This is a genomic window from Bradyrhizobium sp. USDA 4510 (genome assembly GCF_054059095.1).
Map to the genome: position 1 here is coordinate 7322936 of NZ_JBSSBT010000001.1, position 24048 is coordinate 7346983.

The 24048-nt window shown below is 65.0% G+C and carries 23 protein-coding genes and 1 pseudogene; 5 read left to right on the forward strand and 19 right to left on the reverse strand.

Going from position 1 to position 24048, the window contains the following annotated elements:
- Positions 1-100 precede the first annotated feature (100 nt).
- The 3 genes from ACVMDN_RS34130 to ACVMDN_RS34140 form a co-directional block, all read right to left on the reverse strand.
- Entirely contained in the window at positions 101-1102 is a 1002-nt protein-coding gene (locus ACVMDN_RS34130; RefSeq protein WP_076830974.1) for an Hsp33 family molecular chaperone, read from the reverse strand.
- 221 nt (positions 1103-1323) lie between these two features.
- Positions 1324-2250, reverse strand: coding sequence for an ornithine carbamoyltransferase (argF, locus tag ACVMDN_RS34135; RefSeq protein ID WP_028342316.1), 927 nt, complete (start codon positions 2248-2250; stop codon positions 1324-1326).
- Positions 2250-3458 carry an aspartate aminotransferase family protein gene (locus ACVMDN_RS34140; protein ID WP_076831076.1) on the reverse strand — a complete coding sequence of 403 codons (1209 nt, stop codon included), beginning with the start codon at positions 3456-3458 and terminating at the stop codon, positions 2250-2252. Before ACVMDN_RS34140 ends, argF begins: the two co-directional genes overlap by 1 nt.
- Before the next feature lie 487 nt (positions 3459-3945).
- Here ACVMDN_RS34140 and ACVMDN_RS34145 point away from each other — a divergent pair, with 487 nt between their 5' ends.
- Positions 3946-4458 (forward strand): GcrA family cell cycle regulator, encoded by a 513-nt coding sequence (locus ACVMDN_RS34145; protein WP_076830977.1) that lies wholly within the window; start codon positions 3946-3948, stop codon positions 4456-4458.
- Between the two features lie 240 nt (positions 4459-4698).
- Here ACVMDN_RS34145 and phoB read toward each other — a convergent pair whose 3' ends face one another.
- The 13 genes from phoB to ACVMDN_RS34210 form a co-directional block, all read right to left on the reverse strand.
- Positions 4699-5409, reverse strand: coding sequence for a phosphate regulon transcriptional regulator PhoB (gene phoB, locus ACVMDN_RS34150; RefSeq protein WP_016844067.1), 711 nt, complete (start codon positions 5407-5409; stop codon positions 4699-4701).
- A gap of 145 nt (positions 5410-5554) precedes the next feature.
- A complete protein-coding gene (gene phoU / locus ACVMDN_RS34155) occupies positions 5555-6271 on the reverse strand; it encodes a phosphate signaling complex protein PhoU (protein WP_016844066.1) in 717 nt (238 codons plus the stop codon).
- Positions 6272-6377: 106 nt separating this feature from the next.
- Positions 6378-7196: a phosphate ABC transporter ATP-binding protein PstB gene (gene pstB / locus ACVMDN_RS34160; protein ID WP_076830980.1), complete on the reverse strand. Its 819-nt coding sequence runs from the start codon at positions 7194-7196 to the stop codon at positions 6378-6380.
- Positions 7193-8038 carry a phosphate ABC transporter permease PstA gene (pstA, locus tag ACVMDN_RS34165; protein WP_050386784.1) on the reverse strand — a complete coding sequence of 282 codons (846 nt, stop codon included), beginning with the start codon at positions 8036-8038 and terminating at the stop codon, positions 7193-7195. Before pstA ends, pstB begins: the two co-directional genes overlap by 4 nt.
- Positions 8039-8042: 4 nt before the next feature.
- Positions 8043-9032, reverse strand: a complete 990-nt coding sequence (gene pstC, locus ACVMDN_RS34170; protein ID WP_076830982.1) for a phosphate ABC transporter permease subunit PstC — start codon at positions 9030-9032, stop codon at positions 8043-8045.
- A gap of 229 nt (positions 9033-9261) precedes the next feature.
- Positions 9262-10272 (reverse strand): phosphate ABC transporter substrate-binding protein PstS, encoded by a 1011-nt coding sequence (pstS, locus tag ACVMDN_RS34175; RefSeq protein ID WP_076830985.1) that lies wholly within the window; start codon positions 10270-10272, stop codon positions 9262-9264.
- A gap of 135 nt (positions 10273-10407) precedes the next feature.
- On the reverse strand, positions 10408-11721 hold the full coding sequence (locus ACVMDN_RS34180) for an ATP-binding protein (protein WP_057019526.1): 1314 nt from the start codon (positions 11719-11721) through the stop codon (positions 10408-10410).
- Between the two features lie 84 nt (positions 11722-11805).
- Positions 11806-12861, reverse strand: a complete 1056-nt coding sequence (locus ACVMDN_RS34185; RefSeq protein ID WP_026192163.1) for a putative bifunctional lysylphosphatidylglycerol flippase/synthetase — start codon at positions 12859-12861, stop codon at positions 11806-11808.
- 331 nt (positions 12862-13192) lie between these two features.
- Positions 13193-13420 (reverse strand): SelT/SelW/SelH family protein, encoded by a 228-nt coding sequence (locus ACVMDN_RS34190; RefSeq protein WP_456834687.1) that lies wholly within the window; start codon positions 13418-13420, stop codon positions 13193-13195.
- Positions 13421-13438: 18 nt separating this feature from the next.
- Positions 13439-14347: a haloalkane dehalogenase gene (locus ACVMDN_RS34195; protein WP_141339765.1), complete on the reverse strand. Its 909-nt coding sequence runs from the start codon at positions 14345-14347 to the stop codon at positions 13439-13441.
- Positions 14344-14934, reverse strand: a complete 591-nt coding sequence (locus ACVMDN_RS34200) for a TetR/AcrR family transcriptional regulator (RefSeq protein WP_141339766.1) — start codon at positions 14932-14934, stop codon at positions 14344-14346. Before ACVMDN_RS34200 ends, ACVMDN_RS34195 begins: the two co-directional genes overlap by 4 nt.
- Before the next feature lie 108 nt (positions 14935-15042).
- Positions 15043-15339 (reverse strand): hypothetical protein, encoded by a 297-nt coding sequence (locus tag ACVMDN_RS34205; protein ID WP_057019456.1) that lies wholly within the window; start codon positions 15337-15339, stop codon positions 15043-15045.
- Between the two features lie 2 nt (positions 15340-15341).
- Positions 15342-16736 (reverse strand): OmpA family protein, encoded by a 1395-nt coding sequence (locus tag ACVMDN_RS34210; RefSeq protein ID WP_141339767.1) that lies wholly within the window; start codon positions 16734-16736, stop codon positions 15342-15344.
- A gap of 169 nt (positions 16737-16905) precedes the next feature.
- Here ACVMDN_RS34210 and ACVMDN_RS34215 point away from each other — a divergent pair, with 169 nt between their 5' ends.
- The 4 genes and pseudogenes from ACVMDN_RS34215 to ACVMDN_RS34230 all read left to right on the forward strand — a co-directional run bounded on the left by ACVMDN_RS34215 (position 16906) and on the right by ACVMDN_RS34230 (position 19677).
- Positions 16906-17964, forward strand: coding sequence for a polysaccharide deacetylase family protein (locus ACVMDN_RS34215; RefSeq protein WP_141339768.1), 1059 nt, complete (start codon positions 16906-16908; stop codon positions 17962-17964).
- 169 nt (positions 17965-18133) lie between these two features.
- Positions 18134-18934, forward strand: a complete 801-nt coding sequence (locus ACVMDN_RS34220) for an SDR family NAD(P)-dependent oxidoreductase (protein WP_141339769.1) — start codon at positions 18134-18136, stop codon at positions 18932-18934.
- Positions 18935-19079: 145 nt separating this feature from the next.
- The gene (locus ACVMDN_RS34225; protein WP_141339770.1) at positions 19080-19388 is read left to right on the forward strand and encodes a type II toxin-antitoxin system RelB/DinJ family antitoxin; all 309 of its coding nucleotides are present in this window, start codon (positions 19080-19082) and stop codon (positions 19386-19388) included.
- A pseudogene (locus ACVMDN_RS34230) lies at positions 19385-19677 on the forward strand (type II toxin-antitoxin system RelE/ParE family toxin). The gene ACVMDN_RS34225 and the pseudogene ACVMDN_RS34230 overlap by 4 nt, the downstream one beginning before the upstream one ends.
- Before the next feature lie 201 nt (positions 19678-19878).
- Here ACVMDN_RS34230 and boxB read toward each other — a convergent pair.
- The 3 genes from boxB to ACVMDN_RS34245 form a co-directional block, all read right to left on the reverse strand.
- Complete coding sequence (boxB, locus tag ACVMDN_RS34235) at positions 19879-21315, reverse strand: benzoyl-CoA 2,3-epoxidase subunit BoxB (RefSeq protein ID WP_200844636.1); 1437 nt, start codon at positions 21313-21315, stop codon at positions 19879-19881.
- 21 nt (positions 21316-21336) lie between these two features.
- The gene (gene boxC / locus ACVMDN_RS34240) at positions 21337-23025 is read right to left on the reverse strand and encodes a 2,3-epoxybenzoyl-CoA dihydrolase (RefSeq protein ID WP_141339772.1); all 1689 of its coding nucleotides are present in this window, start codon (positions 23023-23025) and stop codon (positions 21337-21339) included.
- Positions 23026-23201: 176 nt separating this feature from the next.
- On the reverse strand, positions 23202-24011 hold the full coding sequence (locus ACVMDN_RS34245; RefSeq protein ID WP_057019462.1) for an alpha/beta fold hydrolase: 810 nt from the start codon (positions 24009-24011) through the stop codon (positions 23202-23204).
- Positions 24012-24048: the final 37 nt, after the last annotated feature.

The window sequence follows — 24048 nt, forward strand, 5'->3', positions numbered from 1 at the left end:
AGCCCGGATGGAGCGAAGCGCAATCCGGGGCAGGTGCATCCGCGGTTGGAGCGGCCCCGGATTTCGCTGCGCTTCATCCGGGCTACGATGACGAACGCGTCTACTCCACGCCGGCTTCCTGCGGAGTGAATTCATACACCGACGAGCAGAACTCGCAGGTCACGACGACCTTGCCGTCCTTGACCATCTCGGCGCGGTCGTTCGGCGCAAAGCTCTTCAGCATCGACGACACCGCGTCGCGCGAGCAGGAGCACTGCGCGCGCAGCGTTTGCGGGTTGAAGACACGCACGCCACGTTCGTGGAACAGGCGATAGAGCAGCCGCTCGCCGGACAGATCGGGATCGATCAGCTCGACGTCCTCGACGGTCGAGATCAGCGACTGGCCCTCGACCCAGGCGTCATCGTCCGGCACGCTATGCGTGGCCGTGCCTTCCGGCGCATCGCCGGGATGCAGATCGGCCTGCTTGGCGCGCTCGGGCGCCTTGGGCAGGAATTGCAGCAGGATGCCGCCGGCACGCCAGTGCAGCTTGCCGCCCTCGCCGCCGCGCATCTCCTCGCCGACCGCAAGCCGCACCCGCGTCGGAATCTGCTCCGAGCGCAGGAAATATTCGTGGGCCGCCTCTTCCAGGCCGCCGCCGTCGAGCGCGACCAGTCCCTGGTAGCGGCTGGTGTTGGAGCCCTGATCGATGGTCATCGCAAGGTGGCCCTTGCCGAGCAGCTCGCCCGAGCTCTGGCCATTCTTGAGGCGCGATGCGTCGTAGCGCGCATAGGCGCGCAGCCGGTCGGGCGCCTGGAAATCCACGATCAGGAGCGAGACCGGACCTTCGGTCCGGGTCTGCAGGATGAAGCGGCCCTCGAACTTGACCGACGAGCCGAGCAGCGTGGTCAGCACGATCGCCTCGCCGAGCAGCTTGCCGACCGCGGGCGGATAATCGTGCTTGTGCAGGATCTCGTCGAGCGCGGGGCCGAGCCGGGTCAGCCGGCCGCGCAGGTCCAGCGCGCCGACCTCGAATGCCAGCACGGCATCGTCGACCGGAACCGCTGAGGGCGCGCGAACCGGCGCCTCGGGCGTGATTTTGATGTCGGGGGATTGTGAAACCATGGCGCTCTATCTGGGGTCTCGGACCATGAAATAAAGGGGTTCACTAACGCGGATGTTTCCGTCGTCCCTGCGAAAGCATGCGAAAGCAGGGACCCATAACCACCGATGTGAGTTGCTTGCATCAAGCTGGTGCCCCAGCCTTCGCAACGATTGACAGCGATGGTTATGGGTCCGGGGTCGCGCTTCGCTTGCCCGGGACGACAACGCTTACTGATCTCCGACTACGCGACCGCGTCGAAACACCAGGCCAGAATGCCCTTCTGCGCATGCAGGCGGTTTTCCGCCTCGTCGAACACCACGGATTGCGGCCCGTCGATCACCTCGTCGGTGACCTCCTCGCCGCGATGCGCGGGCAGGCAGTGCATGAACAGTGCGTCCGGCTTGGCGAGCGACATCAGCTTGGCATTGACCTGATAGGGCCGCAGCACGTTGTGGCGGTGCTCGCCCTCCTTGTCGCCCATCGACACCCAGGTGTCGGTGACGACGCAGTCGGCGCCGCGCACGGCGGCTTCCGGATCGGTGCCGAGCATGATCGGCGCGCCGGTCGCCTTGATCCAGTCGCGCATCGGCTTCTTCGGCGACAGCTCCGGCGGGGTCGCAACATTGAGCTGGAACTTGAACCGCTCGGCGGCATGCGCCCAGGAGGCCAGCACGTTGTTGTCGTCGCCGGTCCAGGCCACGGTCTTGCCCTCGATCGAGCCGCGGTTTTCCTCATAGGTCATGAGGTCGGCCATCACCTGGCAGGGATGCGAACGCCGGGTCAGGCCGTTGATGACGGGAACGGTGGCGTGAGCCGCGAGCTCGAGCAGCGCGTCATGGTTGAGGATGCGGATCATGATCGCATCGACATAGCGCGACAGCACGCGCGCGGTGTCGGCGATGGTCTCGCCGCGGCCGAGCTGCATCTCGGCGCCGGTCAGCATGATGGATTCACCGCCGAGCTGGCGCATGCCCACGTCGAACGACACCCTTGTGCGGGTCGACGGGCGCTCGAAGATCATCGCCAGCGTCTTGCCTTCGAGCGGCTTCCTGCCCTTCTCATGCGCCTTCAGCTTCGCCTTCATGGCGGCTCCGGCGGACAGCATGTTGCGCAGTTCGCCGAGCGGCAGCTCGTTGATATCGAGGAAGTGACGGACCGGCTTGCTCATTATCCAGCCGCCTTCTTCGGCTGCGCCACCGACAATGTCGCGCAGGCGCGCTCGAGCGCGGTGATCGACTGGTCGATCTCGGACTCGGTCACGATCAGCGGCGCCAGGAACCGCACCACATTGTCGCCTGCGCCGACGGTGAGCAGCTTCTCGCTGCGCAGCGCTGCGATCAGGTCGCCCGACGGCACCACGGCCTTGACGCCGATCAACAGCCCCTCGCCGCGTACCTCCGACAGCACGCCGGGATAGCGGTCGACGACGGAGGCGAGCTTCTGCTTGAGCAGCAGCGACATCTTCTGCACATGCTCGAAGAAGCCGGGTTTCAGCATGACGTCGAGCACGGCATTGGCGGCGGCGACCGCGAGCGGATTGCCGCCGAAGGTCGAGCCGTGCGAGCCGGGCGCCATGCCGGCCGCGGCCTGCGCGGTCGCCAGCACCGCGCCGATCGGGAAACCGCCCCCGAGCGCCTTGGCCAGCGACATCACGTCCGGCGTGACGCCGGTGCGCTTGTAGGCGAACAGCTCGCCGGTTCGGCCCATGCCGGTCTGCACCTCGTCGAAGGCGAGCAGCAGGCCGTGCTCGTCGCACAGCGCGCGCAGTGCCTTGAAGAACGCCTGTGGCGCCGAGCGCACGCCGCCCTCGCCCTGCACCGGCTCGATCAGGATGCCGGCGGTGTGCGGACCGATCGCCTTCTTCACCGCGTCGATGTCGCCATGCGGCACCTGGTCGAAGCCGTCCATCGGCGGGCCGAAGCCCTCGAGATATTTCGCCGAGCCGGTCGCCGCCAGCGTGCCCAGCGTGCGGCCGTGGAAGGCGCCCTCGAAGGTGATGATGCGGTAGCGCTCGCCATGGCCCTTGGAGAAGTGATAGTGGCGGACCAGCTTGATCACGCCCTCCATCGCTTCCGCGCCGGAATTGCAGAAGAACACGAAGTCGGCAAAGCTCTGCTCGCACAGCCGCGCGGCAAGCACCTCGCCGTCCGGGCTCTTGAACAGGTTCGACATGTGCCAGAGCTTGGTCGCCTGTTCCTGCAGCGCCTTGACGAGATGCGGATGCGCGTGCCCGAGCGCGTTGACCGCGACGCCCGAGGTGAAATCGAGATAGCGGTCGCCGTTGGTTGCGATCAGCCAGGCGCCCTCACCGCGCTCGAAACCGAGATCGACCCTGGCGAAGACGGGGAGCAGATGCGACGTGGCAGCGTTGGTCATGACGATCACTGACGGTTTTTAAGCCGACAATTGCCGCGCGCCTTGACGCCAGCGCAGCAACGGCCAGCTTCGGAAAACAAAACGGCCGCCTTTGCGGGCGGCACGTGGCGGGCATTCTATGCTGCGGTCGGTAAGTGTCAATCGCCACGAAGTGGCCTTCCTGCAATGCGAAACGAGCGCAATCCGGAGCATTCCGGTGCGGTGGAAAAGCCTCATCGCGATGCTTAACTGTGTGGGAACATGTGGACGCACGACCGCGGACTCTTGCGCCAGAGTCACGCCATATTGTAGCGTTTGGCCTGTCGGGTACGACATCTCGTGCGGCGGTACTGGACCCTCTAAGTAGCCTTTGTGTCTCGCGTAAACGTTCGGGCGCAACACCGTGCCCGGCGAGGGCTAAGGGATTCTGGCCGCAGGGATATTTGTCCAGATTGGCTCGCAGCGCCGCTCCAATGATTGGCCGGCGCTACGCGAAGGGAAGAATGCGATGACTGTATTGACCTGGTCCGACGATCGCGTCGAGCAGCTGAAGAAGCTCTGGGAGTCCGGCCTGTCGGCCAGCCAGATCGCGGCGGAACTTGGCAATGTGACGCGAAACGCCGTGATCGGCAAAGTGCATCGGCTCGGCCTCTCCGGCCGCGCCAAGGCACCCTCCACGGCCGCGCCGCGGCAGCGCAAGGCCCGCCCCGCCCAGCACATGATGCGGGTGGCGCGCCCGGTCTCGCGCGGCAACACCGCGCTGGCGCACGCCTTCGAGGCCGAGATGGAGCCCGATCCGATCTCCTACGACAATGTGGTGCCGATGAGCCAGCGGCTGTCGCTGCTCGAGCTCAACGAGGCCACCTGTCACTGGCCGGTCGGCGATCCCTCGAGCCCGGAATTCTTCTTCTGCGGCGGCAAAGCGCTCGGCGGCCTGCCCTATTGCGCGCATCACTCGCGCGTCGCCTACCAGCCCGCCGCCGATCGCCGCCGGCCGTCGGCGAAACCGCAGATCAAGTGAGCACTCGGGAAAACGACGGAAGACCTCAAAGACAAATCCCCGCGAAAGCGGGGATTTTTTTGTGTGACCCAGCCCGGCTATATCACCAGCGTCGTCCCGGCGCAGGCCGGGACCCATAACCACGAATGGGTGTTGTTAGAAAGCCGTCTGGCCGCGTGCCGATTGCGCTGGCCGCAGCGTATGGGTCCCGGGTTTCGCCGGGACGACGCCGTGTTGCGGTTTATGAATGCCGCATGGCCGTTACGGCTGCGGCTCGGCCTTGGCAAAGCGGTCGTCGAGCGCGTAGCCGGCGCCGCGCACAGTGCGGATCGGATCCTGCTCGCGGCCCGGATTGAGCAGCTTGCGCAGGCGGCCGATATGCACGTCGACGGTGCGCTCATCGATGTAGATGTCGCGGCCCCAGACGCTGTCGAGCAATTGCTCGCGGCTGAACACGCGGCCGGGATGCTCAAGGAAGAATTCGAGCAGGCGATACTCGGTCGGCCCGAGATCGATCGGACGGCCCGAGCGCGCCACGCGGCGCTTCTCGCGGTCGAGCTCGATGTCGCCGTAGGTCAGCACGGTCGCAAGCCGCTCCGGGCTGGCGCGGCGCAACAGGCCCTTCACCCGCGCCAGCAGCTCCGGCACCGAGAACGGCTTGACGATGTAATCGTCCGCGCCGGTGGCAAGCCCGCGCACGCGCTCGCTTTCCTCGCCGCGCGCGGTCAGCATGATGATCGGAAGCTGCTTGGTCTCGGGCCGCGCCCGCAGGCGGCGGCACAGTTCGATGCCGGACAGGCCCGGCAGCATCCAGTCCAGCACCACGAGGTCGGGAACGCGCTCCTTCAGCCTTGTATCCGCATCGTCGCCGCGCCCCACCGTCTCGACATCGTAGCCTTCCGCATCGAGATTGTAGCGCAACAGCGTCGTCAGCGCTTCCTCGTCTTCGACTACCAGAATGCGTGCGCTCATCGGTTTAAGTTCTTTCTCTGTGGTGATCCGTTGCCCAGACGCAAACCGAAACGCTTACTTCCTTGAGCATAGTCCCCGCGGAAACGATTTGTCGCGAGGATCATCCAGTTTCGCTCTTGCCGGTTCCGTGCTTGCCGATCATGCCTCAGTTGCCCGGCACCGTGGTGGCAAAAGTGGTCATGTCGCCCTTCGGGCGCTTGTCGGTGATCTGCTGGCCCTCGATCATGTAGAACACGGTCTCGGCGATATTGGTGGCGTGATCGCCGATCCGCTCGATGTTCTTGGCGCAGAACATCAGATGGATGCAGAACGAGATGTTGCGCGGATCTTCCATCATGTAGGTGAGCAGTTCGCGGAACAGCGAGGTGCAGATCGCATCGACCTCCTCGTCGCCCTTCCAGACGTTCATCGCCGCCGGCAGGTCGTGCGCGGCATAGGCGTCGAGCACCGACTTGACCTGCGACAGCACGAGGTCGGTCATGTGCTCGAGGCCGCGGATCAGCTTCAGCGGCTGGAAATCGCTCTCCAGCGCCGCGACGCGCTTGCCCATGTTCTTGGCGAGGTCGCCGATCCGCTCGAGGTCGGTGGCGACGCGCATCGCGCTGACGATCTCACGCAGATCGATCGCCATCGGCTGGCGGCGGGCGATCGTCAGCACCGCCCGCTCTTCGATGTTGCGCTGCAGATTGTCGATCTCGATGTCGGCGGCGACCACGCGCTTGCCGAGCGCGACGTCGCGACGGATCAGCGCGTCGACCGACTCGGTAATCATCCGTTCGACCAGGCCGCCCATCTCGGCGACCAGGCGAGTCAACTCCTGCAGGTCGCTGTCGAATGCCTTGGCGGTATGTTCAGAAGCCATCGCTTGTCTCCCTCAACCATGATCCCGGGGATCATGGTTTCGTGTCCTGAATTTTAGCATGACCTGATCGGAAAACCGGTTTCCACTTTTCCGGATCATGCGCCGGTCAACCGAACCGGCCGGTGATGTAGTCCTGGGTGCGCCGATCGCTCGGTGAGGTGAATATCTTGTTGGTGTCGTCGAACTCGATCAGCTCGCCGAGATACATGAAGGCGGTCTTATCGGAGACGCGCGCCGCCTGCTGCATGTTGTGGGTGACGATCGCGATCGTGTAGTCCTCGGAGAGCTCCTGGATCAGCTCCTCGACCTTGGCGGTCGAGATCGGGTCGAGCGCCGAGCACGGCTCGTCGAACAGGATCACCTCGGGACGCACCGCCACGGTGCGCGCGATGCACAGGCGCTGCTGCTGGCCGCCGGAGAGCGACAGGCCGGAGGCGTTCAGCTTGTCCTTGACCTCGTTCCACAGCGCGCCGCCGCGCAGCGCCTTCTCGACCCGGTCGTCCATCTCGGACTTCGAGATCTTCTCATAGAGGCGGATGCCGAAGGCGATGTTCTCGTAGATCGTCATCGGGAACGGCGTCGGCTTCTGGAACACCATGCCGACCCGCGCGCGCAGCAAGTTGAGGTCGAGCTTGGGGTCGAGAATGTTGGTCTGGTCCAGCATCAGCTGGCCGACCGCGCGCTGACCCGGATACAGGTCGTACATCCGGTTGAAAATGCGCAGCAGGGTCGACTTGCCGCAGCCGGACGGGCCGATGAACGCCGTGACGCGGTTGGTGCCGAGCGCCAGGTTGATGTTCTTCAGCGCGTGGTGCTCGCCGTAATAGAAGTTGAGGTTGCGCACCGTGACTTTCGGCGGCGCTTCCGGCAGCGGAACCTGGGGAATGTGGCCTGCGGCAGTCGTGGAGACGGAAAGCTCGGTCATTTTGCGGCCCTTTCGGCACCAAGGATACGCGCGCCGATATTCAACGCGAGCACGGTGAATGTGATGAGCAGCGCGCCGCTCCACGCCAGCTCTTTCCAGTAGGCGTAGGGGCTCTGCACGAAGTTGTTGATGGTCACTGGCAGGTTGGCCATCGTCTTGGTCAGATCCAGGCTGAAGAACTGGTTCGACAGCGCGGTGAACAGCAGCGGCGCGGTCTCGCCGGCGACGCGGGCGGTCGCCAGCAGCACACCGGTGATCAGACCCGATCGCGCGGCACGATAAGCGATCCGCTTGATCACCAGCGAACGCGGCAGGCCGAGCGCGGAGGCGGCCTCGCGCAGCGGATTGGGCACCAAGAGCAGCATGTCCTCGGTGGTGCGCAGCACGACCGGGATCACGATCACCGCGAGCGCAAGGCTGCCTGCGATCGCCGAGAAGCCGCGCATCGGCACCACCACCGCACCATAGATGAACAGGCCGATGATGATCGAGGGCGCGCTGAGCAGGATGTCGTTGATGAAGCGGATCACCGAGGTCAGCTTGTCGTGCTTGCCGTATTCGGCGAGGTAGGTGCCGGCGAACAGGCCAAGCGGCGCGCCGATGCCGACGCCGATCACGGTCATGATGACCGAGCCGACGATGGCGTTGAGCAAGCCGCCTTCGGTCGAGCCGGGCGGCGGCGTGTTCTGGGTGAACAGCTGCACGCTGAGGCCGGCAAGGCCGTTATAGAGCAGCGTGATCAGGATCAGCGCCAGCCAGGTAACGCCGAACAGCGCCGCGCCGACACAGAGTGCGCGGATGACGATGTCGCTGCGGCGGCGGGATTTGTAGATCGGGTTCATGGCGTTACTTCCCCGCCTTCTTTTCAAGCCGCATCAGCATCAGCCGCGCGCCGGCGAGCACGAAGAAGGTCAGCACGAACAACAGCAGGCCGAGCAGGATCAGGCCGGACTGGTGCAGGCCGTCGCTCTCGGCGAATTCGCTGGCGATCGCCGCCGAGATCGTGGTGCCCGGCGCGAAGATCGACGACGAGATCCGGAACGAGTTGCCGATGATGAAGGTCACCGCCATGGTCTCGCCGAGGGCGCGGCCGAGCGCCAGCATGATGCCGCCGATCACGCCGACGCGGGTGTAGGGGATCACGACGCTGCGGACGACTTCCCAGGTGGTGCAGCCCATGCCGTAGGCGGCCTCTTTCAGCACCGGCGGCACGGTCTTGAACACGTCGACCGAGATCGCGGTGATGAAGGGCAGCACCATGATCGCAAGGATCAGCGCGGCGTTGAACAGGCTGAGATAGGACGGCGGGCCTGCGAACACCGCGCCCAGCACCGGGACGCCCTCGAAGATCCGGATCATGAAGGGCTGGAACGTGTTGGCCAGGAACGGGCCGAGCACGAAGAAGCCCCACATGCCGTAGATGATCGAGGGGATGCCGGCGAGCAGCTCGATCGCGATGCCGATCGGGCGGCGCAGCATTTGCGGGCAGAGCTCGGTGAGGAACACGGCGATGCCGATGCCGACCGGAATGGCGATCAGCATCGCGATGACCGAGGTGATCAGGGTGCCGTAGATCGGGCCGAGCGCGCCGAGCACCGGCGGATCGGCCGAGGGTGCCCAGCGCTGCGTCCAGAGGAAGGCGATGCCGTATTCCTTCATCGCCGGCCAGGCGCCGACGATCAGCGACAGGATGATGCCGCCGAGGATCAACAGAACCGAAATCGCCGAGATGCGGGTGATCCAATAGAAGGTGAGGTCACCGAGCTTGAAGGCGCTGAGGGCCTTGGCGCGATCGTAAGGTCCCGCGGCTTCCATCACATCGCTCTGAACAGCCATGTCTGCCACGCCAATCCCCTCTTTAGTATGCAAAAGCCACGCAAACCGCTACGCCCCGAAGCGATCTTCACTGACGCATTTGGCCGGGCGCCGTCGTTCCAGCCACGCCCCTTGAGGCGCGAACCCCGGCCTCGATCCCGCGCTTGTTGCCGCAGTGATGGAGACCGGGTCTTGGTCGCTCGACCTGTGCCGCGATCGAGTCGGCACAGGCCCTGTCGCAGCGTCGGACTTAGCTCTTGATGTCCGACGACCAGGTCTTCTCGATCAGCTTGACGACCGAGTCCGGCATCGGGATGTAGTCGAGCTCTTCGGCCGCCTTGTCGCCCTTCTCGAAGGCGTACTTGAAGAACTTGAGCGCTTCCTGCGAGGCCGCCTTGTCGGTCGAGTCCTTGTGCATCAGGATGAAGGTCGCCGCGGTGATCGGCCAGGAGGCTTCGCCCGGCTGGTCGGTCAGTATCACGTAGTAGCCGGGAGCCTTGGCCCAGTCGGCATTCGAGGCGGCAGCCTGGAAGGCAGCCATGGTCGGCTGCACGGTCTTGCCGGCCTTGTTGACCAGCCCGGTGTAGGTCAGCTTGTTCTGCTTGGCGTAGGCATACTCGACATAGCCGATAGCGTTCTTGGTCTGGCTGATGTTGCCGGCAACGCCTTCGTTGCCCTTGGCGCCGACGCCGACCGGCCATTCGACCGCGGTGCCGGAACCGACCTTGGACTTCCAGTCGGCGTTCGACTTGGAGAGATAGTCGGTGAAGTTGAAGGTGGTGCCCGAACCGTCCGAACGGCGCACGACGGTGATGGCATCGCCCGGCAGGGTCAGCTTCGGATTGAGCTTGGCGATCGCCGCGTCATTCCACTTGGTGATCTTGCCGAGATAGATGTCGCCGAGCACTTCGCCCGACAGGATCAGGTCACCCGGCTTGATGCCTTCGAGGTTCACGACCGGGACGATCGCGCCCATCACCATCGGCCACTGGACGAGGCCGTCCTTCTCGAGTTGCTCGTGCTTGAGCGGCGCGTCGGTGGCGCCGAAGGTCACGGTCTTGGCCTGGATCTGCTTGATGCCGGCGCCGGAGCCGATCGACTGGTAGTTCAGACCGTTGCCGGTCTCCTTCTTGTAGGCGTCAGCCCACTTCGAATAGATCGGGAACGGAAACGTCGCGCCCGCGCCGGTAATATCGGCAGCGAAGGCCGACGTCGAAGCGGCGATCACGCCGGCTGCGACGATTGCTTTGATGAAATTCATGGGTGGTCTCCATCCAGTGAGCGAAGCGCCGAATGCGCCCGATCGCGCTCACGCCGGTCCATCTAGGAGCGGTCGGTGCTGCTTTTACGAAGGTTGGATGACAGTTGGATGACAGTACTAAGCTTCTGAAAACGCTTAGCTTTGAGTTGGTAACGGGGTCTTCGGCCGGGGAAAACAGGCGGTAAAAGTGGCCCCGTTCTTCGGCACGCTCTCGATCAAAAGACGCCCGCGATGACGGTTAAGAATATGTTTCACCAACGATAATCCGAGGCCCGTTCCGCCCTGGTTGCGGCTGTCGCCGACGTCGACCCGGTAGAAGCGCTCGGTCAGCCGCGGCAGGTGCTCGGGGGCGATGCCGGGGCCGAAATCCCGTACCATGACACGGATTTCGGGGGCCCCTTCGCCCGATGCACCCGAAACGGCCTGATTCAGCGACACTATGACGCGCCCCCCTGAGGCGCCGTATTTGAGGGCATTCTCGATCAGGTTCTCGAACAGGCGGAGCAGTTCCTCGCGGTCGCCGGCGATCATGACCGGAGCCTGAGGCAGGTCGACCTCGATCTCGACCTGGCGCTCGCTGGCCAGTGCCTCGAGCCCGTCGGCGACCTGGCGGATGATCGGCACGATGTCGATCGAGGCCTCGGGCCGCACATGGGCCGACAACTCGACCCGCGACAGCGACAGCAAATCGTCGATCAGCCGCGCCATGCGGGTCGCCTGGGTGTGCATGATGCCGAGGAAGCGCTCCCGCGCCCGCGCGTCCTCGCGCGCCGGCCCCTGCAGCGTGTCGATGAAGCCGGACAAGGCGGCGAGCGGCGTGCGCAGCTCGTGGCTGGCATTGGCGACGAAGTCGGCTCGCATCTCCTCGACCCGGCGCAGCGGCGTCAGGTCGTGGAAGGTCATCAGCATGCACTTCTCGGTGCCGCCGAACTGGGTCGGCACCGGCACCGGCGTGATCACCAGTTCCATCCAGCGATCGACCGGAACGTGGTCGGTGTAGGTGGCGCGGCGTGGCTCGGTGGTCGCGATCGCCTCGCGCAGCGCGGTGATGATCTCCGGCGAGCGCAGGGCAAATTGCGCCAGTTCGTTCTTGCGCAGCGCAGGCGCGAGCTGCGCCGCTGCGGCGTTGAGATGGATGACGCGGCCGGCGCGATCGAGCAATACGGCCGGATCCGGCATGCCGGCGACGACCGCGCTGACGGCGGCGGCCTCGACCGGATTGACGCCGCGGACATCCTCGCGCGAGGTTCCGGCATCATGCAGCCGCCACGGCACCAGCGCCGCGGCCGCGATGCAGACGAACACGGCGCAGGCGCGCACCAGCGACAATTCGCCGAGCGCGACCACCACGCTCAAGGCCAGCGCTGCGGCAAGCAGGATCAGCGCGGAGTGGCGCAACCGGTCGGGCCAGGGCGAGAAGATGGAGGAATGCGAATCGTCAATTGCCATCGCGGCGGCTTTCATCCCGTCGGTTCATGTCTCGCCCAGGCGCGGTCATAGCGACCTTCCCTCGGGAGGCATCGGGCCGCTTCATCAGACCCCGGAGTCACCGCGCTTGCGAACCAGAACCGCCTCATGGTGCGGCTCGGCGCGGGGACCCGAATCAGCCTGCGGCAGCCGTTTGAGTCGGGCGCCGACAATAACCTCCCGAAACGTCAGCAAGATTACAGATATGACGAACGGCGCAATATAGTAGAGCAGCCGGAACAGCAGCATACCGCCGAGCAGGTCCTCGCGGTCCATCTGCCAGAGGCCGACCAGCATAGCGGCGTCGAACACCCCGAGGCCGCCGGGGGAGTGGCTGGCGAAGCCGAGCAGGGTCGCCGACACGAAGATGACGGCGACCACGACGAAGCCGAGATTTGGCTCGTCCGGCACCAGCACGTACATCGCCAGCGCGCAGAAGCCGAGGTCGAGGATGCCGATCGCGATCTGCAGCAGCGTCAGCGGGCCGCCCGGCAGGGTCACCGTCCAGGGGCCGCGGCCGACCACCCGCGGCTGGGTCCAGACCCAGACCACATAGGCGACCAGCGCGGTGATGATCGCGAATGCCAGCGCCCGGTTGAGCCAGGGCGGCAGCTGGTCGATGTTGGCGGCCGCCTCCGGGTGGTAGGCGATGCCGAGCCCGAGCACCGCGGCATTGCCGAGCCAGAAGGTGAGCCCGGCAAGAAAGCAGATCTTGGCGACGTCGATCGCATTCAACCCCCACGCCGAATAGATCCGGTAGCGCACCGCGCCGCCGGTGAAGACGCTGGCGCCGACATTGTGGCCGATCGAATAGGAGGTGAAGGCCGCGAGCGCGTTGATGCGATAGGGCACATGGGCGTGGCCGATCGCGCGCACCGCGAACAGATCGTAGAAGGTCAACGTGAAGTAGCCCGCCGCGACGAACAGTCCCGCCAGGGCAATCTGCCGCGGCTCGGTGCTCTTGATGGCCTCGAGCACCTCGTTGGTGTCGATGCCGCGCAGCATGTGATAAAGGACGTAGCAGGCGATGCCGATGACGGCGATGCTGATGACAACACCCAGCCGATGCAGGATTTGCTTCTGGCGCAGAAACGCCATCGCCCTGCGTATTGCTTCCAGCATCTAGACCTCGAATTGCGATCCCGCGACGACGGCTCCCGGGCGATCTCCGCCGGCGCTTCGCTGTGCCCTGGCCCGTGTAGCGCGTTTTAAACCGGAGTGGAATTCGTCAAAAGACAATAAAACGCGCATCTTCAAGATATTACGGATGATTCATGACAGCGGGTGCACAAATATGCGCGTTTCCCGCCGCCTTCGACAAGACTTGACATGCGCGTGCGGCAGTTAGCCCGCCGAACGGTCCGCAAGGCCATCCGGAAAACTACGGTGAAGTACCGGCACGGCCGAATAGAGAATGATCTTCCGTACCCGCCGGGAGGCGCTCCGCCGATCATCAATCCCGCGCGGCCGTGACCGCGGCGACGATCTCGGCGGCATCGGGAAAATGTCCCTTCGTGCGCCTGGCGACAACCTCGTCGCCGAGCTTGACCTGGAAGATGCCGCCCTTGCCGGGGATCAGCGTCGCATCGACGCTGACGCGCTCGCGCAACAGCGCCGCGGCCTCTTTGGCACGCTTCTCATAGCCGCACGGCCGGCAATAGGTGATGGAGACATTCCTCATGTCACGCGCTCCGTGCCCTCATGCGGCATGGCGCTGCGCGGAGGCGGCCTCGACGCCGGCGATCCAGCCGGCCACAGAACGGCCGATCGCCTCCGGATGATCCTCCTGCAGATAGTGCGCGCCCGCACCGAGTTGAATGACCGCGCAATGCTTGAGCGTCTTGGCGAATTCGGCGGCAAAGGCCGGTGACACCAGCGCCCCGGGCGTCGCCGCGAACAGCAGCTTCGGATAGGTCGATGCCGCGAGCGCCGCATGCGCCACCGTGAGCGCCTCGGCGACATCGGCCGGCTCGCCGGCGATCGGCAGCTCGCGCGGCAGCATCAAGGTCGGCTTGCGGCTCTCTCGCGTCGCAAACGGCGCGCGGTAGGCAGCCATCTCCTCGTCGCTGAGCGTGCGCAGGATCGAGCCGGGCAGCACGCGTTCGACGAACGCATTGTTGTCGAGGATCATCGCTTCGCCCTCGCCCGGCGTGCGGAATTTCCGGAACGTCTCCCGCGCGGCGTCGTGCTGGTGGAAGTCCGACCAATCGCGCATCGGGCGGATGAACTCCATGAAGGCGAGCCCGCGCACCAGTTGCGGACGGCGTGCCGCGAGGTGGAAGGCGAGCGCCGTGCCCCAATCCTGGGCGACGAGATAGGCCGAGGCAATGCCCAGCTCGTCGATCAGCGCATCGAGATAGTCCGCCTGGTCGAAGAAGCGATAGCCGATGTCGGGTTTGCCGGACTGGCCGTAGCCGATCAGGTCGGGCGCGATGCAGTGCCCGACGGGGGCGACCAGCGGCATGATGTTGCGCCAGATGTAGGACGACGTCGGATTGCCGTGCAGGAACAGCACGTGCGGCGCGTCGCTACGGCCGGTCTCGCGATAGGCCATCGTAGACCCAAGCACGGCGCGATGATGCAGGCTGATATCGGGGGATCTGGTCATGGCAACTCCTTGAACACGGTTTGGAATGCGATCGTCTTGAAACGCGTCAGCGCCGCTTCGCTGCGTTCGACCTTCATGCGCAGCATCGCGCCCTGCCAGGATGCGAGCAGGAAATCGGCCAGCTGATCGGGATCGAAGTCGGAGGCGATCTCGCCGGTGGCCTGAGCCTCGGCGATGCAGGCCGCAAACGGCGCGCGCCATTCCCGGAAGATGTCGTCGAGCTGCTCGCGCAGCATCTCGCTCGAGCCCGACGCCTCGAGGCTGAAATCGCCGATCAGGCAGCCGCGGGTGAAGCCGTCATGCGCGAGCTTGCCGGTGATCAGATCGAGATAGCTCCTCAGCCTTTCGCGCGGCGTCAGCGTCGTGTCGCCCAGCGCTTCGGCAACGAGGCCGCGCACATAGACGAAGTAGCGGTCCAGCACCTCGGATGCGAACAGCTCCTTCGAGCGGAAATGGTTGGTGAAGGAGCCCTGCGGCGCGCCGGCGGCGGCGGTGACGTCGCGCACGCTGGTGCCGTGATAGCCGGTCCGGAACATTTCCGTCAGGCCGGCGTCGAGGATGGCATCGCGGAGAGAGGGTTTTGGCATGGACAGGATTTAATACGTACGTACGTATTGATGTCAAGCGCTAAAACGAATGCAGTTCACCCTGCGCTTGGCGACGCCGCTCAGGCCTGTCGGATCAGGGGATTGAGGTCAGCTCGCGGGCTTGCTGCGCGAAACCACCCAGTCGCGCAGCCAGGAGCCGATCGCGCAGCCGACGAGATAGAGCGCGAACATGACCAGGAAGAGATCGAGCCAGTAGCCGAACCGACCGGGCACGATCCGCGCGAACGACGCCGCCACCAGCGCGGCGGCGAGCAGCGCCAGCCAGCGCATCCAGACCTTCGAGACGCCCCGCGCCCGATGCACCACCGCGATCCAGCCCATGCAAAAGCCGAGCAGCGCCGCGCCGAGCAGCCAACCCCAGAAGAATGTCGCGAGCACGGTCATCGCTACTTCACCACGAATTCGATGCGGCGGTTCTGCGCCTTGCCGTCTTCACTCTCGTTGCCGGCCAGCGGCTGCGTGCTGCCATAGCCGATCGGCGTGAAACGGCTGGCAGGCAGCCCGGCGCGCACGAGGTAATCCACCACGGCCTGCGCGCGGCGTTCCGACAGTGCCTGGTTGGCGGCCTCCTCGCCGTCGCTGTCGGTATGGCCGGCGATCTCGATCGTCGCATTGGGGCAGCGCAACGCGGTCTCGATCAGGCGGTCGAGCAGGCCGGCGGAATCCGGCACGATGTCGGCCTTGCCGGACTCGAAGCGGATCTTGCCCTTCGAGAGAATTTCGGAAAACAGCTGCTGGCACACCGTGGGATCGACGGGGGCCGCCGCCGGCTTGACCGTGACCTCGGCCTTGTACTGCCAGCCCTGCGGAAAATCCTTGCCGAGCCCGTCGCGGATCTGGCCGGCGGCGGCATCGTAGAGCGCATCGCCCGACAGCTTCACCTCGCGGTCCGATACCACCAGCGTTCCGGTCGACAGCCGCGACAGCGCGCCGAGCGCGGGCCCCACCGCGGCCGCGAAACCCGACGGCGCGCCGATGCTGGCCTTGAGATTGTCGACCACTTTCTCGCTGAAGAACTTGCGGCCGGCGGCAGCGACCAGCGCGGCATGCACGTTGTTGTCGGGCACGTAGCCGGTCAGCGTCAGCGTCACCGCGACCGGGTCCTTGTAGGCCTGGAACACGTAGGGCGGCGCCTTGATGTCGTTGGCGGCGATCGAATAGCCTTCCGGCAGGTTCTTCAGCGCCGCGGCGACCGCTTCGCGTCCGCCGAGCTCGCGCGCCATGCCGGCGAGATTGACCTTGTTGTCGGTCAGCGTGATCTTGCCTTCCTTCAGCTTGCCGATCTGGTCGAGCAACAGCAGCGCCGCCGCGTCGAACCGCAACGGCGCGCCGCGGGCGAGCACCATCTGATCCACCACCTCGACGCCGCCGAGACTGGCCTTCGCGGCTTCGGTCAACTTGCCCTTGCTCGACGGCAGCGGCGCATTGCCGCCGAGCGTGACCCGCACGACGTCGCGTTCGGCGGACCAGACAAAGGGCTTGGCTTCGGGAACAAGGCGGGTCTCGTCGTTGACCAGCCGCACGCCGGGCACGGCTTCGACCGACGCCACCGCGCTGAGGCGGCCGTCTTCAGAGAAGGCGTTGGCCGCGAACGTCACATCGCGGCCCTCGACGCTGATGCGGCGCTTGTCGAGGACGGTGTCCTTCAGTGCGGCATTAGAGCGCGCGGCAAGGTCCGCTTCGACCGTTGTGGTGCTCGTCCAGGCCGCGATACCCCAAAGCACGACCAGTGGAATCACCCCAGGCCACCACTTGCTACTCCACTTGAAAAGTCCGTGCATTCAGCGTCCTGCGGGGTCGGGAACCAGAGAGAAAACAAACCCTTGGCTGACTGTCAAACCCCAAATGACGCGCCATGGCGGGGGCGCCATGTCGGACCGGGATAACAGTTTCTTCAGTGGTCTTTCGCTAAGTTTGCCGCGGAATGCAAATCGGCCGGCCCGCGCCCTCATGAAACAACTCCGCAACACCGTGATCCGTGCCGGCATGGAGGCGTTGTATTTCTCGGGTGCGCATATCCTGCTGCGGCCGATCTTCGCCGGCGTCGGCGCCATCTTCATGCTGCACCACGTCCGCCCGCGGCGCGGCGACGCGTTCCAGCCGAACCATCATCTCGAGGTCACGCCGGACTTCCTGCGCGCGATGCTGACGCATCTGCGCGCGCTCGACGTCGACGTAATCAGCATCGACGAGGCGCATCGCCGTCTCGCCGAACGGAATTTCGCGCGGCGCTTCGCCTGCTTTACCTTCGACGACGGCTATCGCGACAACCGCGATTTCGCGCTGCCTGTGATGCGCGAGTTCGGCGCCCCGTTCACGGTCTATGTCGCGAGCGATTTCGCCGAGGGCTGCGGCAGATTGTGGTGGATCGCGCTGGAGCGGGTGATCGCGGCGGCGTCCGCGATCGAGGTGCCGATCGACGGCACCATGACGCGGATCGACACCGCGACAGCGCAGGCCAAGCGGACTGCCTTCGGCCGCATCCACGACTGGCTGCGTTCACTGCCCGGCGAGCAGGCGATGCAGGCCGAGATATCCGCGCTGTGCGCCCGTCACGGGGTCGACGAGACCGGCATCGCGCGCGAGCTCTGCATGTCCTGGGACGAGTTGCGCGGCTTCGCCGAGGATCCGCTGGTGACGATCGGCGCGCACACCATCACCCATTGCAATCTCGCCAAGCAGAGCGAGACCATCGCATCGTTCGAGCTCGCGACCAGCCGGGCGCGGATCGAGGATGCGCTGCAGCGGCCGGCATTGCATCTCGCCTATCCCTATGGCGACCGGATCGCCGCCGGGCAGCGTGAATTCGCCCTCGCCCGGTCGATCGGCTTTCGGACCGCGGTGACGACGCGGCCCGGCATGCTGTTTCCCGAAAGCGCCGACCATCTGACTGCGTTGCAGCGGGTCTCGCTGAACGGCAATTACCAGGACGCGCGCCTGCTGCCGGTGCTGACATCAGGCGCCGCCACCGCAGTGTGGAACGGCTTTCGCCGCATCGACGCGGCGTAAGCTACTCTTCGTAGCCCGGATGCAGCGAAGCGCAATCCGGGACAGTCGCATCCGCGGATAGCATTTTGCCGGATTTCGCTCCGCTGCATCCGGGCTACCGATCCCTTCCCTCTCCTTGACTCGCTCCCCGGGCGCGCCCAGAACCACTGGCAACGCAATGGAGGAGCGCATGTTCAAGGATCTGTTCTCGCTGAAGGGCCGCGTCGCATTGGTGACCGGGGGATCGCGCGGCATCGGCAAGATGATCGCGGCCGGCTTCCTCGCGCAGGGTGCCGCCAGGGTCTACATCACCGCACGCAAGGCAGGTCCCTGCGAGGCGACCGCGCAGGAGCTGTCCGCCGCCTATGACGGCGAATGCATCGCGCTGCCGATCGACATCTCGACCGTCGAGGGCTGCGACAAGCTCGCGGGCGAGATCATCAAGCGCGAGCCGAAGCTCGACATCCTCGTCAACAATGCCGGCGCGGCCTGGGGCGCGGACTTCGACGAATTTCCGGAGAGCGGCTGGGACAAGGTGATGAACCTCAACGTCAAGTCGATCTTCTTCCTGACCAAGGCCCTGGCCAAGCCGCTGCGTGCGGCGGCGACGCACGACAGGCCGGGCAAGGTGATCAACATCGCCTCGATCGACGGCATCTTCGTCAACCCGATGGAGACCTATTCCTATGCCGCCAGCAAGGCTGCGGTGATCCATCTGACGCGCCGCATGGCGACCCGCCTGATCAAGGACAACATCAACGTCACCGCGATCGCGCCCGGCGCCTTCAAGTCGGACATGAACCGCGCCGCGCGCGACCACGCCGACGAGGTCGCCAAGCGCGTGCCGGCGAAGCGCGTCGGCACCGACGAGGATATGGCGGGTACCGCAATCTATCTCGCCTCGCGCGCCGGCGACTATGTCGTGGGCAACACCGTCGCGGTTGATGGCGGCGTGGTCTATGCGACGGCAGGGCTAGAGATCGCGGGCTAAGCGGCCGCGCGACCGACCTACGGCAACGGCTCCGCCGAAGGGCGGGGCCGTTTTTGTCGCTGGCTCACCGCTTCCATAGGGCTGTGACGCCTCTGGCGCGTGTCATTCAAATGCATTACATTGGATGCGAGTGAAGGAGATCGCTATGGCTTCGAATGCCCTGGTCCAAACCCGCATCGATGCGGACGTAAAGGAAAAGGCCACCGAGGTTCTGGAGAACATGGGTCTCACGGTATCCGACGCCGTGCGGATTCTGCTGACACGCACGGCCAATGAAGGAATGCTTCCACTGGAACTCGTGAGCAACAGCCAGGCTTACGACAGCTGGTTTCGCGAGAAGGTGCACCAGGCGTTGGCGGATGCCCGGCCCGGTCTCGATGATTCCGAGGTCGAAGCGCATTTCGCGCAACGCCGCGCCGCCGCGCTTCGAAAAGCGACAGGGCGTAAGCGGTGAAACTCGTCTGGTCGCGCTTCGCGTTATCCGATCGCGACGACATTTTCAGCTACATCGAGGCCGAGAATCCTCGCGCGGCGGTCCATGTTGACGAACAGATTGCCGATGCTGCGCGGCGCCTGCTCGACTTTCCTGTGGCCGGCCCGGGCGTGTTGCCGGCACGCGCGAGTTGGTCATCCCGCGCACACCTTATGTCACGGCGCACCTTGTTGACGGTGAGACTGTTCGCATCTTGCGCGTGCTTCACGGTGCGCAGATGTGGCCCGACGAACCTACAAATGACGATTGAGGCCGCGCCTCCGTACCGGCATCTGACCAAAAAGAAAGGGACGAGCCCCGGGACCTTTTCGGCTCGCCCCCTTCCTGTTCTCTCCCTGCGGAAAGAAACTGTTAGGTCACGATGCGATTTTCGCATCATGACCTATCCGTTGTTTGAGCATGATCTCTTCGGAAAACCGCTTCACACTTTTCCGGATCATGCTCGCGCCGATCAGCTCTCGATCCTCACATACTCGAAGTCGCCCGGCTTGTTGTCGATGCCGACCTTGGGCGGCGAGATCCAGGAGGCGAACTGGCCGGGTTCGGTCACCGGTTTCATCAGCGAGGCGATGAAGTCGCCGTCCGCGGTCGACGGCAGCCAGTCGTTCTTGCGCTTGGCCCAGGTGGCGTCGTCGATCAAGAGGCCATCGGGCGTCGCATGGACGTCCTTGAACTCGCCGATCTGGCGGTGGAAGGCAGTGTTCGGCACCGCGAGCTTGTAGTCGATGCCGGCGGTCGAGATCACCTTGTTCCAGCGCAGCATGCCCTTGACGCAATCCTGCGTGTAGTCGTCGCGCAGCCGCATGTTGAGCGCGGTCAGCGCCGGCTCGTCGACCATCTTAATCTGGCCGTCCACCATCTTCATGACCGGATAGGTCGAGCTCTTGAGCTGGTGGTCGTCGTCGATCGTGGTCTCCTTGTAGCGGCCTTTGATGCCGGCGTTGAAGGCATTGGCCGCGTTGGTCGACACTTCCGAGCCGAACAAATCGAGCGACAGCGAATAATGCAGGTTCAGCTTCTTCTGGATGGTCGGCAGGTCGATCACGCCAAGCGCGCGGATCTTGGCGATGTCGTTCGGATCGATGATGCCGGCTTCCTTCATCGCATCGCAGGTGCGCTGCACGACGCGGGTGATGCCGGTCTCGCCGACGAACATGTGGTGGGCTTCCTCGGTCAGCATGAAGCGGCAGGTGCGCGACAGCGGATCGAAGCCCGACTGCGCCAGCGAGTGCAGCTGCATCTTGCCGTCGCGGTCGGTGAAGTAGGTGAACATGAAGAACGACAGCCAGTCCGGCGTCGCCTCGTTGAAGGCCCCTAGCATGCGCGGAGAATCCGCGTCGCCCGAGCGGCGGCGCAACAAATCATCGGCCTCCTCGCGGCCGTCGCGGCCGAAATACTTCTGCAGCAGATAAACCATCGCCCAGAGATGGCGGCCTTCCTCGACATTGACCTGGAACAGGTTGCGCATGTCGTAGAGCGAGGGCGCGGTCTTGCCGAGATGGCGCTGCTGCTCGACCGAGGCCGGCTCGGTGTCGCCCTGGATCACGATCAGGCGGCGCAGCATGGCGCGGTGCTCACCGGGGACTTCCTGCCAGGCCGGCTTGCCATAGTCCTCGCCGAACGGAATGACGCGGTTCTCTTCCTGCGGCGCGAGCAAGATGCCCCAGCGATATTCGGGCATCCGCACGTAGTCGAACTTGGCCCAGCCGCGCGGATCGACCGAATAGGCGGTGCGCAGATAGACCAGCGATTCCTGGAAGCCGTCCGGACCCATGTCGCTCCACCAGTCCATGTAGCCGGGGTGCCAGCCTTCCAGCGCCTTGAGCACCTGGCGGTCCTCGGCGAGATTCACATTGTTCGGAATCTTGGTCGAGTAATCGACGTTCATGATGTTCATGGCCGTGCTCCCTTAAACTCGCGTCATGTCGAATTGCGCCTTCTGGCCGGTGCCGTAGCGGCGCAGTGCGCCGTCCTCACCGACCGCGTTCGGCCGCTGGAATATCCAGTTCTGCCACGCCGTGAGGCGGGAGAAGATCTTCGATTCCATGGTCTCCGGGCCGACGAAGCGCAGATTGGCTTCCATGCCGGTGAGACCGTCGGGCGAGAACGAGGTGCGCTCCTCGAAGAACACGCGGACCTCGTCGTCCCAGTCGATGTCGTCGAGCGCGAAGGTGACGAGACCGACCTCCTCGGCCTCCTCCGCGTCGAGCGCCTTGCCGATCGAGCCTTGCGCGCGCTCCAGATCCGACGGATCGGCCTGGAAGCGCGATTGCAGCCGGGTCAGGCCGTGGCTCATCGGATAGGGCCCGAAATTCATCGCCGTCAGCTCGATCGCCGGCGGCGGACGGTTGTCGCCCTGCTTCTGGCCGATCAGCATGTAGGAGCGGTCGGCGGCGAACACGAGCTCGGCCAGCGTGCCGACGAAGCAGGAGCCGGGCTCGACCAGCGTCACCAGCGTGCGCGAGGTGACGTCGATGCGCTTGAGCACGCGCTTCCAGTAATGCCTGACCTCGTTGACCAGCCAGTGCGCCTTGTTGGCCTCCAGGAACGCATCATAGGACACGACATTGGCGCGGTCGCCATGGCTCTTGAACACCAGCATCGCGATCTCGAGCTCGTTGATGCGCAGATGCAGGATCGCGTCATCGAGCTCGCGGGCGACCTGCAGCGGCCAGAACGCAGCGCCCTGCGCGATCATGCCGTCGATGTCGGCGGGCGCCGTGGTTTCCGGCGCCTTGATCGAGATGGTGGCGATGCGCGCCGCGCGATCGATGTCGACGCTGACGAAGCCATAGCGGATGGCGCTGTCGTCGATGGTGCGCGTCAGCGGCGCCAGCGCGATGCCTTTGCCGGCGCCGTTGCGCTTCGACTTCGCGGCGAATTCCTTGACGCGCTCGGCCAGCTTGCCCTCGAGCTTGGAGTTCGGCGCGATCTCGTCGACCAGGCGCCAGGAAACGGCGCGCTTGCCCTTGATGCCTTCCTCGATGGTGCAGAAGAAATCGGCATGGTCGCGGCGCACCTTGCGCTTGTCGACGACGCGCGTGAGCCCGCCGGTGCCCGGCAGCACCGCGAGCAGCGGCACTTCCGGCAGCGCGACGGCGGCAGCGCCGTCGTCGGCCATCATGATGTGGTCGGTCGCGAGCGCCAGTTCATAGCCGCCGCCGGCCGCGGTACCGTTGACGACGGTGATGAAGCTCTGCCCGGAATTCTCGCTGGAGTCTTCCAGGCCGTTGCGGGTCTCGTTGGTGAATTTGCAGAAGTTGACCTTGTGGGCATGGGTCGAGCCCGCCAGCATGCGGATGTTGGCGCCGGCGCAGAACACCCGGTTCTTGCCCGAGCGCATCACCACCACCTTGACCTCGGGATGCTCGAAGCGCAGCCGCTGCACGGCGTCGGCAAGCTCGATGTCGACGCCGAGGTCATAGGAATTGAGCTTGAGCTGGTAGCCTTCGAACAGGCCGGCGTTCTCGTCGACGTCCATGGTCAGCGTCGCGACGTCGCCCGCAGCGTCGAGCTTCCAGTGTCGGTAGCGCGACGGGTCGGTCTGGAAGTCGATGTACTTCGCCCCGCCTGCAAGGACGCGCTCGTCACCAGCCATGGGCCACCCTTATCTGTTGTCTTGCTGTTGTTCGTTTGAAGGTTCGTCGTCGAGGTCTTCATGCACAATAATGCATGTTTTTGATCTGGTCTAGTTCAAAACGCAAAAACATGCATTTTGTTTCATGTTCACGAAATTCACTCGCTCGGCCAATGACCTGGCATCGGCACCAAAGGTCAGGCCGCCAGTGCCGGGTCGTCGCGCAGCGCCGCTTTGGCGAATTCGGCGACCGCCTCGAGCGTCACCGCGGGCGCCTCGCGATGCGGCGAATGGCCGGCACCATCGATGGCCGTGACATCGACCGGGCAGTAGCACTCCTCCTGGGCGATCTCGACCTGGCGCATGGTGCCGTACTGGTCGGCCGCGCCCTGCACGATCAGCACGGGCACGCGGATATAGGCGAGATAGTCGGAGATATCCCAGTCGCGGAATGCCGGATCGAGCCAGGCGCCGTTCCAGCCATAAAAGGCGTTGTCGACATCCTTGTGCCAGCGCGCCAGCTTCTCCTTCAGATTGGTGGTCTCGTATGCGGTCTTGATCTCGGCGATCGACTTCACCGAAATGTCCTCGACGATGAAGTGCGGCGCCAGCAGCGCCAGGCCGTGCAGGCGATGATCCTGTTGCGCGCCGGCATAGATCGCGGCAATCGACGCGCCGTCGGAATGACCGAGCAGCAAGCCGCGGCGGAACCCGATCCGATCGAGCAGCTTCGGCAGCACGTCGAGCGCCTCGCGGTGCATGTAGTCGACCGGACGCGGCAGCTTCGCCGGCGACGAGGCGCCATAACCCGCGCGCGAATAGGCGAACACGCCGGCGCCGGTCGCCGCCTGCAGCTTCTCGGGGAAGTCGCCCCACAGCCCGACCGAGCCGAGGCCTTCATGGAGCATCACGATGGTCGGCGCCGCGTCCGGCGAGGGACCGATCATGCGGTATTCGAGCTCGGCGCCGTCGATGCTGAGGAAGCCGGAGGGTTTCAAGTTTGTCATGGTAGGCCTTCCTCATCGTCGTCCCGGCGAAAGCCGG

Coding starts and splice junctions, on each gene's coding strand:
- argF (WP_028342316.1), bottom strand. CDS start 2,250: ATGAGCAAGCCGGTCCGTCACTTCCTCGATATCAACGAGCTGCCGCTC.
- ACVMDN_RS34225 (WP_141339770.1), top strand. CDS start 19,080: ATGGCTTCGAATGCCCTGGTCCAAACCCGCATCGATGCGGACGTAAAG.
- ACVMDN_RS34200 (WP_141339766.1), bottom strand. CDS start 14,934: ATGCCAAAACCCTCTCTCCGCGATGCCATCCTCGACGCCGGCCTGACG.
- ACVMDN_RS34180 (WP_057019526.1), bottom strand. CDS start 11,721: ATGGCAATTGACGATTCGCATTCCTCCATCTTCTCGCCCTGGCCCGAC.
- boxC (WP_141339772.1), bottom strand. CDS start 23,025: ATGGCTGGTGACGAGCGCGTCCTTGCAGGCGGGGCGAAGTACATCGAC.
- pstC (WP_076830982.1), bottom strand. CDS start 9,032: ATGGCTGTTCAGAGCGATGTGATGGAAGCCGCGGGACCTTACGATCGC.
- pstS (WP_076830985.1), bottom strand. CDS start 10,272: ATGAATTTCATCAAAGCAATCGTCGCAGCCGGCGTGATCGCCGCTTCG.
- ACVMDN_RS34245 (WP_057019462.1), bottom strand. CDS start 24,011: ATGACAAACTTGAAACCCTCCGGCTTCCTCAGCATCGACGGCGCCGAG.
- ACVMDN_RS34130 (WP_076830974.1), bottom strand. CDS start 1,102: ATGGTTTCACAATCCCCCGACATCAAAATCACGCCCGAGGCGCCGGTT.
- phoB (WP_016844067.1), bottom strand. CDS start 5,409: ATGAGCGCACGCATTCTGGTAGTCGAAGACGAGGAAGCGCTGACGACG.
- ACVMDN_RS34185 (WP_026192163.1), bottom strand. CDS start 12,861: ATGCTGGAAGCAATACGCAGGGCGATGGCGTTTCTGCGCCAGAAGCAA.
- ACVMDN_RS34195 (WP_141339765.1), bottom strand. CDS start 14,347: ATGACCAGATCCCCCGATATCAGCCTGCATCATCGCGCCGTGCTTGGG.
- boxB (WP_200844636.1), bottom strand. CDS start 21,315: ATGAACGTCGATTACTCGACCAAGATTCCGAACAATGTGAATCTCGCC.
- ACVMDN_RS34140 (WP_076831076.1), bottom strand. CDS start 3,458: ATGACCAACGCTGCCACGTCGCATCTGCTCCCCGTCTTCGCCAGGGTC.
- ACVMDN_RS34210 (WP_141339767.1), bottom strand. CDS start 16,736: ATGCACGGACTTTTCAAGTGGAGTAGCAAGTGGTGGCCTGGGGTGATT.
- pstB (WP_076830980.1), bottom strand. CDS start 7,196: ATGACCGAGCTTTCCGTCTCCACGACTGCCGCAGGCCACATTCCCCAG.
- ACVMDN_RS34220 (WP_141339769.1), top strand. CDS start 18,134: ATGTTCAAGGATCTGTTCTCGCTGAAGGGCCGCGTCGCATTGGTGACC.
- ACVMDN_RS34205 (WP_057019456.1), bottom strand. CDS start 15,339: ATGACCGTGCTCGCGACATTCTTCTGGGGTTGGCTGCTCGGCGCGGCG.
- ACVMDN_RS34190 (WP_456834687.1), bottom strand. CDS start 13,420: ATGAGGAATGTCTCCATCACCTATTGCCGGCCGTGCGGCTATGAGAAG.
- phoU (WP_016844066.1), bottom strand. CDS start 6,271: ATGGCTTCTGAACATACCGCCAAGGCATTCGACAGCGACCTGCAGGAG.
- ACVMDN_RS34145 (WP_076830977.1), top strand. CDS start 3,946: ATGACTGTATTGACCTGGTCCGACGATCGCGTCGAGCAGCTGAAGAAG.
- ACVMDN_RS34215 (WP_141339768.1), top strand. CDS start 16,906: ATGAAACAACTCCGCAACACCGTGATCCGTGCCGGCATGGAGGCGTTG.
- pstA (WP_050386784.1), bottom strand. CDS start 8,038: ATGAACCCGATCTACAAATCCCGCCGCCGCAGCGACATCGTCATCCGC.